At 64.6% G+C, this 12,030-nt stretch carries 12 protein-coding genes; 7 read left to right on the top strand and 5 right to left on the bottom strand.

The features are described from left to right. Positions 1–186: 186 nt before the first annotated feature. Positions 187–1,005 carry a class I SAM-dependent methyltransferase gene (locus tag ACLJRM_RS33175; protein ID WP_410665297.1) on the bottom strand — a complete coding sequence of 273 codons (819 nt, stop codon included), beginning with the start codon at positions 1,003–1,005 and terminating at the stop codon, positions 187–189. Further along, entirely contained in the window at positions 1,002–2,366 is a 1,365-nt protein-coding gene (locus ACLJRM_RS33170; RefSeq protein WP_410665296.1) for a helix-turn-helix domain-containing protein, read from the bottom strand. Before ACLJRM_RS33170 ends, ACLJRM_RS33175 begins: the two co-directional genes overlap by 4 nt. A 1,132-nt stretch (positions 2,367–3,498) precedes the next feature. On the opposite strand from ACLJRM_RS33170, the gene ACLJRM_RS33165 reads away from it, so the two are divergent. The 7 genes from ACLJRM_RS33165 (at position 3,499) to ACLJRM_RS33135 (ending at position 10,152) form a co-directional block, all read left to right on the top strand. After that, positions 3,499–4,371 carry a Scr1 family TA system antitoxin-like transcriptional regulator gene (locus ACLJRM_RS33165; RefSeq protein WP_410665295.1) on the top strand — a complete coding sequence of 291 codons (873 nt, stop codon included), beginning with the start codon at positions 3,499–3,501 and terminating at the stop codon, positions 4,369–4,371. 296 nt (positions 4,372–4,667) lie between these two features. Further along, positions 4,668–5,417 (top strand): hypothetical protein, encoded by a 750-nt coding sequence (locus ACLJRM_RS33160; RefSeq protein ID WP_410665294.1) that lies wholly within the window; start codon positions 4,668–4,670, stop codon positions 5,415–5,417. Beyond that, complete coding sequence (locus ACLJRM_RS33155; RefSeq protein ID WP_410665293.1) at positions 5,395–6,855, top strand: B12-binding domain-containing radical SAM protein; 1,461 nt, start codon at positions 5,395–5,397, stop codon at positions 6,853–6,855. The genes ACLJRM_RS33160 and ACLJRM_RS33155 overlap by 23 nt, the downstream gene beginning before the upstream one ends. Continuing rightward, positions 6,852–7,493: a dTMP kinase gene (gene tmk / locus ACLJRM_RS33150; RefSeq protein ID WP_410665292.1), complete on the top strand. Its 642-nt coding sequence runs from the start codon at positions 6,852–6,854 to the stop codon at positions 7,491–7,493. Before ACLJRM_RS33155 ends, tmk begins: the two co-directional genes overlap by 4 nt. Before the next feature lie 69 nt (positions 7,494–7,562). Then, complete coding sequence (locus ACLJRM_RS33145; RefSeq protein ID WP_410599800.1) at positions 7,563–8,024, top strand: NUDIX hydrolase; 462 nt, start codon at positions 7,563–7,565, stop codon at positions 8,022–8,024. 662 nt (positions 8,025–8,686) lie between these two features. Beyond that, the gene (locus tag ACLJRM_RS33140; protein WP_410599801.1) at positions 8,687–9,730 is read left to right on the top strand and encodes a hypothetical protein; all 1,044 of its coding nucleotides are present in this window, start codon (positions 8,687–8,689) and stop codon (positions 9,728–9,730) included. A gap of 14 nt (positions 9,731–9,744) precedes the next feature. Then, complete coding sequence (locus tag ACLJRM_RS33135; protein WP_410665291.1) at positions 9,745–10,152, top strand: hypothetical protein; 408 nt, start codon at positions 9,745–9,747, stop codon at positions 10,150–10,152. Positions 10,153–10,161: 9 nt separating this feature from the next. On the opposite strand, the gene ACLJRM_RS33130 is transcribed toward ACLJRM_RS33135, so the two are convergent. The 3 genes from ACLJRM_RS33130 to ACLJRM_RS33120 all read right to left on the bottom strand — a co-directional run bounded on the left by ACLJRM_RS33130 (position 10,162) and on the right by ACLJRM_RS33120 (position 12,017). Further along, on the bottom strand, positions 10,162–10,404 hold the full coding sequence (locus tag ACLJRM_RS33130) for a hypothetical protein (RefSeq protein ID WP_410665290.1): 243 nt from the start codon (positions 10,402–10,404) through the stop codon (positions 10,162–10,164). Between the two features lie 78 nt (positions 10,405–10,482). Next, positions 10,483–11,118 carry a prepilin peptidase gene (locus ACLJRM_RS33125; protein WP_410599803.1) on the bottom strand — a complete coding sequence of 212 codons (636 nt, stop codon included), beginning with the start codon at positions 11,116–11,118 and terminating at the stop codon, positions 10,483–10,485. 455 nt (positions 11,119–11,573) lie between these two features. Then, on the bottom strand, positions 11,574–12,017 hold the full coding sequence (locus ACLJRM_RS33120) for a hypothetical protein (protein WP_410665289.1): 444 nt from the start codon (positions 12,015–12,017) through the stop codon (positions 11,574–11,576). Between the last annotated feature and the right edge of the window lie 13 nt (positions 12,018–12,030).

Raw genomic sequence — 12,030 nt, 5'->3', positions numbered from 1 at the left:
ACCAGGCGACAACTCAGCATGGCGGTCGCGCAGTCACGCTCCCGCCGGACTGACCATGCCGGGTCGTTCGTCCCTCTCCCGGATCTCACGGTATGCCCGGAGCGTCGCAAGATGACCACCATCAGCGACTTTTCGCCCGTTTGTAGTACGTGACTACTCCAGGTGATCAACTTATGAATTGCCTGCTCAGAGCGACTTTCGAGCCACGATGATGCCGCCCCGGCAGGAGATCGTGAACTCTCCGCGCCGGTCGAGGTGCCGGACGAGTAGCTCGTGTGCTCGATCGATCGTCGCGTCGAACGGGACGCCGCCCTCGTCGGCCCAGGCCCGATACGAACGAAGGTGCGCGAGCACAGGTCCCGGCTCGCGAACGGTGATCACTCCGGGCAGATCGACCGTGGTGATCTGTTCGAAGTACGGCTCAAGAAGCCGAGGCGCATCTTCGAGCGCGAACCGTTCGCTCAGCGCAACCCGCCTTGGCCCCTTGGTTACGCCGAGCACGTCGGCGGCGGCCGCTGACCAGAGGTCGTCCAGTTCGGCTTTGTCGGTGCGCGCGTTCGTCGAGACGAACACGAGACCACCGGGAACCAGGACTCGGCGGATCTCGTCGAGCGCCGCAGGCAGCTCGGCGACGTGGTACAGCATGTGCAGCGCCAGGACGACGTCGAATCGTCCGGACGCGAACGGCAAGGCTGCTGCGTCCACCGCCACGGTCGGCGGCGGCAAGGGCGTCAGGATTCCGGGCGAGATGTCGGCTCCGATGGTGAGCGCGTGCGTGCGCTCAAGCCGGATTCGGTGAAGGAATTTCCCGTTTCCGCAGCCCAGGTCGAGCACGCTCGTTGTCGAAGCCGGCAGGTGCTCGAGCACAATGCCAGGCAGGTCGTAGCTCGGTTGCTGCCAGGCGTACAGCGACTGCCGTGCAGCCAGGTCTGCCTCGTCCTTATATGCGCTTCCGGCGAGCTTGGTGCGGCTCGTCGTGTCCACTTCCTCGGGCTGTGACGTCACTTCGCCACTATCCCCGCTCCGGGTGGGAGCGCCGGCGGCGGCGCGCAGAACTCCCGGATCTCGCTGCGCAGGCCCTTCGCGCGGGCCGTCGTGAGGTACTTCGTGGAGCTCAACCGGTCACCGATGTCTCGGGCTCGCTTGACGATGCTGGCCGTTCGCCGTACCTGAGGCGCGGCAAGAACAGGTAGGAGATACGACTGCGTGGCATCAAGATCATCCAGGACCATGTGCGCTCCAGCCAGATCAAGACGGGCAGCGAAGATATCGCCCGCGGAACGATCCGCAGGCGCCGCCACTTGGTAGACGTCAAGCGCGAACTGCGACTTCCCGATAGCCTGCTTCGCCAAGGCCGGGCTGCTTTTCAAAGTCAGCAACGTAGTTCCGGCATACACCGACTGCTTCGCGGCGGGAAAGGTAAAGACACCGGAGTACTCGTCCATCGTCGAGTCAGCACGAGCGCTCTCCGCGACGTCGAGCGCGGCCACCGTTCCTTGTTCGTCGCCGCGCGCTGCGCATGCCCGCGCTTCGAGGCTCGCAAGACGAGCCCCAGTCGTTCCTCGCGGATGGAACAGGGCACCTTCCCGCGCTCGTTCGACAGCGTCCTCAAGCCGATCATCCCAGTAGGCGATCAAGCTTTGCAACGCCTTGATCCAGCCGAGCATGTCCTGATGTCCGGCCAGTTTGGCGTAAAGCCACGCGGTCTGAGCGTGGATGTCGGCAGCGCGGTAGTCGCCAAGATCGAGCGACACGTGCGCCTGCAACCCGCCGAGCCTGCTCGCGTGCAGGTAGAGGTCGCGAAGCTGGTTCGGGATCCGGTTGTTGTCGAGCAGCCGGAAGACCTCTTGACGCAGTTCCCGGATCTCGCCGAAGACATCGACAAGAGGCCGGGAGATATAGGCTGCGGCGATCCTGCGGATCTCGGAGTCGAACTGGTCGACGGCCTCGTTCGTCGTCCCGGAAGACGCGATCATGCGAGCGATCCGAGCAGCGTTGCGCGCGTCATCGGCAACCGCCTGCCGGCTGAGCTCTGCATCTTCAACCCCTTCGCTCGACAGCGGAGACGACGACCTGGCCAGGGCCGCAACGCGCCCCTGGCGACGACGAGCCTGCCGTTCTTTCTTGGCTTCGCGCCAGAGCGCGCACAGCTGGCCAGTGGCACCAAGGGCCTGATCGAGTGCCTCGACAAGGTTCTGCGAAGGCAGGTTTCCACCCACACGCTCGGCCATGGAAACGTAGTTCCGGGTGTAACCGACTCGCTCGCCTAAACCCGACTGACTCAAGTCGGCCGCGTTCCTGAGCCGCCTGATCTCTCCCGCGAGTCGAGAGTGCGCCGTCCCAGCGGTGAAGCTCTCGTCGGCCATGTCTTTCTCCGGCTCCGTCAGGGGGTAAATAGGGGTAAATACCACGCGTAGCGTCATTACCCCGTTCCGTAACTATAGCGGTCGAGCCAAAGTGGTGACAGTCCACAAAAAACTCAACCGCGCCGGAGGTCGGCAATGACGACAACCGTCTGCAAGAACTCGATGCGCCCAGACACGAAGCACCTTATGACGTTCTGGTCGACCAAACCAGACTTGGCTGTTCGTGCTCGCCTGACCCGAAGTGCCTCGACACGAGCAGGCGGAGGTAACCGCGCACAGCACCCGGAACCAGTTCAGCTGTACGACTTGCTGACGTGGTATATCGCAGTACACGTACCGCTTCCCGACACCGACGCACTCCACAGCCGGCTCTCGTGCAAGCGGCCAGACCTGGCCTTGTGTGTCCGTCCGGCTGGCCTACCGCCCGCGTGAAAGCTTCTGAGCGAATGCCGTCCTGGAGGCCACCATGTCGACGTTCTGGATGGTTAGCGCTGCCGCGCTCAGCGCCGTCCTGATCACCGCAGGAATCACCTGGTTCAATAAGCGTCGCCGAATCCGTCTGTTTCACGGTCAGCCGTACTGGGCGGCCCTAGCGATCGTCGCCAGGGTCAGAAGGCAGCGGGAGGACGAGAAACCAAGATGGCCTTCAAACGAGCCCGACGTTCTGGACGATGAGCCGACCGAAGTACTCGTCCTACCGCCCCAGCCACGGCCATACCTGGAATCCCGCTTCCGATGTCGCACGAACCCAGACGTGCCGCGGGACGGATTGGCTGGCAACCGCCTAGCTCCCGCACCGCAGTCGAACCGAGGCGGTGAACTTGACTTTGGAAGAGTCGTCGTCGGTCCGGCCGTGGAACTGCCTGATCGTCGACTGTGAGAGCCCGTTGGGCAAGGTCGCTTTCTCGGTATGCGAACTGACCGCACACCTACCTGATCCCGACGCGACGCTTCTCTGCTCCATCTGCTTCGGCAAGCAGTGGCCGTGCGAACGGTTTGACGTAGCAGCAAGGAAAGTCCTCGACGGTCGGCTCTCCCTCGCGGCTCTCATTCCTCTCGACCTCCACCACCGACTCTGGCCACAAGCTCCTCCGCGGCCGACAACAAGCCCCACCTGAGAAAGTGATTCACCGTGTTCAAATCGGCACCTAAACCAACACCGCAACTCAAGCGCGTCGAAGAGTCCACAGCCAAGAGCCGAGAGATCGGCGTCGCGCTGCGGCAAGCGCGGAAACTTTCCGACCTCAGCGCCGCCGACGTCTGTCGCTCCCTCGGCTGGGGAGCTCCGAAGGTCTCCCGGTTGGAAAGTGGCCAGCGCGAAGGATCAACGTTGGACATCGTCGCCTACCTGGCCCAAGCCAGGACCGCGCCGGGAGAATTCGATCGCATCAGGAGGCTGGCCGAGTCACCGGCCAATGGCTACGACCTCCAGCGTCACCCTGAGGGCATTCCCGATCTGCTCCCGACGCTGGACTTTCTCCACGCGAGTGCCAAAACGATGACGTTCTACGAACCACGCCGTATCCCCTCTCTGCTGCAGAGCGAGAGGTACGCGGAAGTGATGCTGCGACACAACCGGAACCCCAAGGACCCCCTGATCAAGGAAGCCGTCCAGGCACGCCTCGCCCGACAGGAGGTACTCAAAGGCGTCAAGAAGAGCTTTGATGCCATCTTCTACATCGACGAGTTCGCGCTTTGCGATCCAGCCATGAACGACGTCTTAGAGGACCAAATTCTCCAGTTGCTCATTACCTCGAGCATCCCACACTGCAACGTGCACGTTATTCCGTCCGACAGCTTCGATGAGGACCTTCAAACAGCTTTCGGCTCCTTCGAGGACTACGACAACAACTCTGTCGTCGTAGTCCACACCGCCACCGCGATGCTGGTGCTGGAAGAAACCGAAGAAATGTTGCCGTATCTGCGAAAACTGAACGAGATTCGCGAGATCGCCCTGAGCGAGAAGGAATCCATAGAAAAGATCAACTCGCTAGGCCTTCTCTAAGTCGCCGAGGCTTGCGTAGCCGCATTTCGAGTGCGGCGGCGTTCGAGCGCCGAGTCGCTGAAGTAGTTCACGAACGCCTCACGCTGACCAATCCATGAGGAGTGCCCTATGACAGCTGGTTGGCCACCGACCGGTGATCCGTGTTGACCGCGCCAAGTACTCGGCGCGGAGGCGGGCGTTCACCGCCCGCGCGAGAATGCCGGGAACCAACGCGAGAAGGGCTGAACGTGTCGCACCCGATCATGATGTTTGACCACTACGGATGGCTGCATGGCGATGATGGGCGCGTTCGGCGCGTGCTCCGGTCGGCCGGTTCGGTGTGGTCGGTGATCTGCACGCCGGAGCCTGCCGTCGGGCATCTGGTCGACGCCGTCCGGCTCACTGGCGACACGAACGTCGCCCCGGTCGTCGACACGATCGACCCGCGAACACTGGTGGGCGACGCGACGGTGTGCGAGCCGCTGCGGGCAGACGGACCGATCGCGCGCGTGCGGACTTCGGATGTGTGGGAAGCGCTCGGCACTGCGGTTACCCGCCAGGTGATCAAGGCCTCGACCGCGCGCGAGAACTACCACCGATTCTGCGAAGCCCACGGCGAGCGGTACAACACCGCGGCCGGTCCGGCGTGGCTATTCCCCTCGCCCGAGACCGTCCTCGCCTTGTCCGACGCCGAGTTCGACGTGCTGCGGATGAAGTTCTTCCGCGACGGCCTGCGCTCGGCTGCCGAGGCGAGCCTCAAGGCGGCCGAGGGCTGGGCGGGCATGACGGGCGAGCAGCTCGTCGCCGCGGTGCAGAGCGTTCGCAGGATCGGCCCGTGGACGGCCGGCGCCACGGTCGCCGACGTCACCAACGACTACAGCCTCTATCCCTTCGCCGACCTCGCGGTGCGCACCTGGGCGGGCAAGCTCGCCCCTTCGGTCGACTGGCCGAAACCCGAACCTGAGTTCGGGCGGTTGTGGCAAGCGATGGCCGGCGCGCAGTTGTCCGAGTGGACGCTGCTCACCCTCGCTTGGGGAGTTCGACATGCAACCGGAGTTGCCCTCTGACCTGATCGCCGGTACCGACCTGACACGCGACATCGACGCCCTGTTCGTCAACGCACCGTTGCGCGACTACGACGAGCGCCCGCGGGTGAACGACTTCACGTTGCCGGTGCTCGGTATGGCCTACATCGCCACCTACGCGGCCGCGCAGGGGTTCAACGTCGGTGTTCTCGACGCCGAGGCGCACGGGCTCGGCATCGAGCAGACCGCCCGCCTGGTGAACGCGGCCGCGCCGCGGTGGGTCGGGTTCAACCTGCTAGCCCCGACGTACGAGATCAGCGCGCGGATCGCCGACCGGCTCGACCGCGACATCATGGTCATGCTCGGCGGACACCAGGCGAAAGCCATGCCGGCCGAGATCCTGCTCGACCAGCGGATGAGCCAGTGCGAAGCGCTGGTGATCGGCGAAGGCGAGACCCGGGTCGCCGCGCTGCTCGACGACCACCAGCGGCGGATCGAGCTGCCAGGGGTGATGTGGCTCGACCCGATCATGCGGGAACCGGTCACAGGCGGAATCGGGAAGAACAAGCACTACCTGGCGCCGGACATCAACGCGTTGCCGTTCGTCGACCGCGGCTACCTCACGCAAGACCCGCACCGCGACAACGGACGCCTTGAGGCGAACATGGTCGGCGCCCGCGGTTGTCCCTACGACTGCTCATTCTGCGGCGCCGCGGTATCGGCGAACCCGGATATCACCATCCGCACCCGCGAGCCGCACAACATCCTCAACGAGATGGACGAACTTCGCGGTACCGGTGTGAACGCGTTCCGGTTCGTCGACGACCTGTTCCTCGGCGTCCCGCGTGTCATCAAAACGATGATGAACGCCTTTACCGTGGACCGCGTCGGCGACTGGGCGCAGTGGGACGCCACCGGCCGCATCAACGTGCTCTACCGCACGAGCGACGCCATGCTCGACACCCTCGCCGAGAACGGCCTACGCGAGGTCGCGCTCGGCGTCGAGTCCGGCAACCCGCGGATGCTCGAGCTGATCGACAAGCGCATCACCCCGGACATGGCGCGCTCCGTGGTGCGCCGGCTCACCGAGCGCGGGATCAACGTCAAGGGCTATTTCATCCTGGGCTTTCCGACCGAGACCCGTGCCGAGATCGACGACACCGTGCGGCTCGTGCACGACCTGTGGGACATCACCGACCCCTTGCCTGGCCGGTTCCGGGCCTCGGCGTTCGAGTACCGCCCGTACCCCGGTACGCCCGACTGGGGCGAGTTGATGAAGTCCGGGAAGTACACGGCCGAGCAACTGCTCAACTACAGCGCCGTCGACCTCACCTCGGACGGTGTCGACGAGTCGATGCGCGAGCGCGACGAGTTCAACTTCTCCGTCAACATCCAGTTGAGCGAGGCACCCATCGACTACATCCGCCGCAACCTCGTCACGCTCTCCCGCGCGCAGTACGACCGAAGGGCGGCCGCGTGACCACCAAACGCCGCGGGGTGTTCGTCACCCTCGACGGCCCGGCCGGCGTCGGCAAGACCACAACAACCCGCCTGCTGCACGAATACCTCGCCAACCGCGGATACCGGGTCCACGCCACCGCTGAACCCTCGCACAGTGCGCTCGGCGAGACCGCTCGACACAACACCGAGACCTACCGCGGGTACACGCTCGCGTGCCTGGTCGCCGCAGACCGGTATTACCACCTCAAGACAGAAGTGCGGCCGCACCTCGAGAGCGGGCATATCGTCCTGTGCGACCGCTACGTCGCCTCGTCCTTCGTGCTGCAATGCATGGACGGAGTCCCATTGCCGTTCGTCGAGGCGATCAACGGTGCGGCTGATCGGCCCGACCTTTCCATCATCTTGCAGGCGCCACCTACCGTGACCGCAAAACGAGTCGCCGCCCGTGGGGCACACGACCGGTTCCACAGCGGCGAGGACAGCGGCCGACAGGAAACCGAGCTCTACGAAGAAGCAGCGCGACGGCTGACACGGTGGCAGCATCCCGTCGTCGCGGTGGACACCGGCGAGGCCTCCCCGGTCGACATCGCGACCTACCTCACGGACCGAATCGCCGACCTCGTAGACCGCCTCACCGAGGAAGCGGCCACGGCGTAGCCTGCCTGCGAGCCCGCGAAAGCACTGGGCTCGCAGGTTCAGGACCGCCACCCGTGAGGATTTCGCCGGATGCCCAACGGCCAACACACCATCATCGACGTGCACGTCTTGCTCGTCCGCGGCGATGAACTGCTGCTCATCCAGCGGCGCGGCACCTACGGCGACGGCATGTGGCACCTACCCTCCGGCAAGCTCGACGCCGGCGAGTCCCTGCCCGCCGGAGCGGCACGCGAAGCCTCCGAAGAGGTTGGCGTGCTCATCGACCCTGCCGATCTCCGGCACGCGCACACGGTGCACGTCGACGGCTCCGGCCCCGTGCCGCGGCTCGGCGTGTTCTTCGAGGCTCGCCGCTGGTCCGGTGAACCGCACAACCGCGAGCCAGACAAGTGTTCGGCCGTCGAATGGTTCCCATTCGACGGCCTGCCCGACGCCGTCATCCCCTACCCGCTCGCCGGCATCCGCGGCTACCTCGACGGCGCCCCATTCAGCCTGCTCGGCTGGGCAGAAAGGCAGCAACCCGCCCTGGCCTGACCTGCTATCCCGCGCAGCAAGCCACGGAACTCGAATGCCCTTATGCACAAAAGGCGTCTCGACGCTATATCGATTGAGACTTGCCGATCACCGCACTCAAGGGAAACCAAGCCAAGATCACCAATGGCGAACTACGCGGATTTCAGGACGGCAGGCAGCGCGCTACACCTAGGCCATCTTCCTCGGACGACCGCCGCCGGCGCCCTGCCCTGGCCGCGCTCGTTCCCACGACCAAATCTCGGCTTCGCGAGCAGGCGACCAGCCAGGCGTCCGACCGATGATGACGTCCGGCTCCGGGAAAGGGTGATCGTCGGCGTAGCGGCGCCGCCACAGGGCGACCGTCCGGTGCGTGACCCCGAACCACTCCCCGATCTCGACCATCCCGAGGTACCGAAGGGTCAACCCTTCGCCGGCCGGACGACCGTCTTCTAGTCGGTGGTTTTCGCCGCTCACCAGGCTGAAGTTAACAGGAACCTGCACGTCCGACTTGCACCTATGGCAACACGGCATGTCCAGCCCGAGTGAACCTTGTTGACTAAGTAATCAAAGTTTGCCTACCCTGAACCTTGATTACTTAGTGTTCAAGGTTTTATTGGGAGGCCTGATGTGGCATATCAGCACCAGATCGAGGGCAGTTCAGAAACGAGCCGGGGGCCCTCGCCATGGCCGAGCACACTGACGGGTCCTGGAGCCCGCCCGAGGCGCGTGAGCTTCCGGCCCTACGTGAGCACCTGGCCGAGTACCTCACGAGCTTCGCCGCTCACCTGTTCACCTCGGCGATGGTGCGCGAAGGCCGAGGAACGCTTCGCCCGATCGGCGATCCAGACATCGGTGCCGAGTTGATGTTGGCGGACGAGTACCGGCGGCTTCACCAGGCACAGCTGTTCTACGTCACCAGCGACATCACACCCCTCGTCCAGCATGCGGCCCGGAATCTTCACGACCACTGGGACATCGAACCTCAGGATTTGCCCGCGCTGACCGGCTTCATGCTCTTCGCCGAACCGCTGGCCACATACACCAGAGAAGATGGCAAGAACGTCGACATAGTCGCTGTTTCCTGGGGAGAAACGACCCTCATCAGCCATCCCGGCGGCGGAATCTGGCTGACCTTCTGGAGCGCGACCGACTTCGCCGTGGTGATCGCCAAGTTGCGCGAGGCAGGCTTCCCAACTGCCGAATCAACCCGGCTCGCGCACGCGCAGAATGCCGAGCTGACCTGGGACAACGAGATCTATATGCCCTGGGGTGCCACCCATGCCGTTGTCCCCGAGGAGTCCGGCGGACGAGCCCTCGATCCCACCAAGGTCGCCGCGGCTAAGACGACGATTGACTGGCTGCGAGTGGTCCACGCCGGTTGGATCTTCTGCCAGCCAAACGGCTTCACGGAGGTATCCGACGAGCATCTCCCGAAGACGTTGCGGAAGCGGTCCGAGCGTGCCGGGCACTCCACGGACCCGGTCCGAGTGCTCTCTGTCAGCCGGAAGACTCCCTCTCGACCGGCGCGAGCCCCGGAACCGAGTGGACGCACCGTCGGTGTCCGCTTCCCCGTCGCGCCATTCCTTCGGAGGCAGGCATACGGCCCCAGCCATTCACTCCGCCGCTGGAAGGTCGTGTCCGGCCATTGGCGCGGCCCAGCCGACGCACCGGTTCGGATCGGCAAGAAGGTCAACCTGATCGACACTCCCCCACCAGAACACGACTGAGCGAGGCAGGAATCATGATCGCAATCAAGCGCCCGAACCCGACGGAAGATGTCATGTCGGCAGCCCATCACTGTCTCGCGGCGGAGAACTTCTTCGCTCGTGCCAAGGAGATCTACGAGGAAACCGTGAACAGCCCGAGAAAACCGGACCGCTTTCACCGTCGCCTGGTGAACGGGCTGGAGCGGTCATACCAGACTTACATGGAGTGGGCTCGTTTTCACCTCCAGATGGCAGAGGCCATCACGCACAGCACCAATCTCGTTTTGGCGTACTACCGTACTTCATCCACTGTGGACCCGCGGCTTCTCAGCGCGGACGTGGCCCACGAGGTTGTTTGCTGGGAGGCGTTCATCGGCGGGCAGCCACGTGACGGCCGGGAACGATGGCTGCAGAAGCCAGACCAAGACGACGCCGAGTACTGAGTCGCCGGTTCAGAGGAGGTCGTCGTAACCGAGCTCGGTGGCGACGTCCTCGACAAAGTCTTCGCCCGGGACACCGGGGTGCTCGTTCTCCACGTCCCAAGCCGCGTCACCGACGGCATCGCCACCTTCTTCAAGCGCGTCGACGATCATCTCCACCAGCCCACGGGCTTCGTCATCGTCGAGGTCGAACCGCTGAGCGGCGTTCGATTCGGCTTGTTCGAGGTCCTGGTCGTACCACGGAGGTTCATACATCTGCGGGCTCCTTCGCTGGTGTGTCGAGCCCTCAGGACATGGTGTTCTTGCTCGCGTTCGATTCACGCGGACGTTCGTTCAGCTGCCGAGGGCGGCCATCGTCGCGCTCAGCATCGTGGCGGCCAGCATCGGTGGCGCAAGCGGCATACGGCTGCGACGAAGGCCCCAGCGTTTCGTGAGCAGCCCGAGTACGGCGAGCAAGGCGGCCAGCAGGTAGGAGCCGACGATTCCGGCCAGGAGCCATTTCCAACCCAGCCAGCCGAGCAGCATCCCCAAGCTCGGCGCCAGCTTGACGTCACCGGGGCCTGGATCGCCGGTGAGGAGGAACGACATGAACAACACCCCGCCCCACACCACGGCGCCGACGAGCGCCATGGTCAACGACGGCACTAGATCCGCGAGCAGCGCTACTGTGACCAGCGTGATGGCCATTCCCGCCCCCAAGAGGCCGGTGAGCCGGTCCGGAACCCGGTGTTCGACCACGTCGACAGCGGCGGCCGGCACGCCAAGCACCAGAAGAAGGGCGCCTGCGGCAATCAGGCTGGGTGGCCAAACCGCGGCAGCCGCACCAAGCACGGCTGCCGCGGCGACGATCGCGACGTAGTGGAAGCGCTTCGGCGGCGCCTTGAGAGTGGCGCGGAAGAGCAGCGCCGAGACCGTGGCCAATACGCCGCCGAGAGTGAGCCCGAGGACGATGCGCAATTCGATGCTCATCAACGTGCCGGTGCCCTCAGGTGGTGGTCCATCTGGCGATGGTCACATGGGCTCCAGCCGAATCGACCGTCACGTCGCCCGACCGTGTGAACGTCCTGTCAGGAGCACTAGCCGGATCTCGGCGCCATACCAAGACCCGGCTTCGTCCGAACGTGCTCGGCGGTAGTGCCAACCTGGATGGTTCGATACCGCAAGCCCTCGACGGCACTCGCAGGTTGTCGCGCACCACCAACCGGGCCGCACGCGCAAACCCGTGTGGCCGACCGGCGGAAAGTGCTCGGCGAGCGCTCCTCTCGCCTTCGTGAGGATCTCGCCCAGAGAGGAACCGCGAACGAGCAACTGCCCGTGCGCCTCGTGATGTTCGACGACCCATTCGACGTCGCTCAGCTGGGGTTCCGAAGTCGCGCTCATACTCTAGACAAGCCGAGGTGAAGGTCGACTTGATGCGCTCCGGCTCAATCGTGCTCAAGCACTTCAAGTGCCTCACGTTCTTCGGCTGAGATCGTGGTCACCCACGTATCGAAGTCCTGCAGGATCTGGAGCCGGCCGGACCGCGCCCGCTGGACGGTCACAGTCGAGCCGCCGGCGAGTTGAAGCTGGAGCCGAGAGCCATCACACCGCGCTGAAGCGACGTGCAGCGCCCGACGTCGAATGACAGCCGGATCGAAGACGGGCAACCGCGTCTCCGGATCCTGGGAGGCCCCAATGAGTGGCCGGATCCAGAAGAGAGCGGGCTCGTCCACATCCCGACGTACATGCCTGGCCAGCGCGACCCGCTGGTCACCGTCGATGACGAGTTCGGCACCGGGATGCAGGTCGTCAGCCCGTTTCTGGGCGCGGCCGGTGACCAGGTTCTCGAAGATGCGCCCGGCCTCGTCGAGGTCGATCTCATGATTCACGGGTCATCTCTCC

Source organism: Amycolatopsis sp. lyj-84, from assembly GCF_046549075.1.
In the GTDB taxonomy this organism is placed as follows: Bacteria; Actinomycetota; Actinomycetes; order Mycobacteriales; family Pseudonocardiaceae; genus Amycolatopsis.
The sequence above is the reverse complement of the archived record's forward strand: the minus strand, read 5'-3'. Positions and strand labels throughout refer to the sequence as shown.

Coding starts and splice junctions, on each gene's coding strand:
- ACLJRM_RS33170 (WP_410665296.1), bottom strand. CDS start 2,366: ATGGCCGACGAGAGCTTCACCGCTGGGACGGCGCACTCTCGACTCGCG.
- ACLJRM_RS33155 (WP_410665293.1), top strand. CDS start 5,395: ATGCAACCGGAGTTGCCCTCTGACCTGATCGCCGGTACCGACCTGACA.
- ACLJRM_RS33145 (WP_410599800.1), top strand. CDS start 7,563: ATGCCCAACGGCCAACACACCATCATCGACGTGCACGTCTTGCTCGTC.
- ACLJRM_RS33140 (WP_410599801.1), top strand. CDS start 8,687: ATGGCCGAGCACACTGACGGGTCCTGGAGCCCGCCCGAGGCGCGTGAG.
- ACLJRM_RS33135 (WP_410665291.1), top strand. CDS start 9,745: ATGATCGCAATCAAGCGCCCGAACCCGACGGAAGATGTCATGTCGGCA.
- ACLJRM_RS33130 (WP_410665290.1), bottom strand. CDS start 10,404: ATGTATGAACCTCCGTGGTACGACCAGGACCTCGAACAAGCCGAATCG.
- ACLJRM_RS33125 (WP_410599803.1), bottom strand. CDS start 11,118: ATGAGCATCGAATTGCGCATCGTCCTCGGGCTCACTCTCGGCGGCGTA.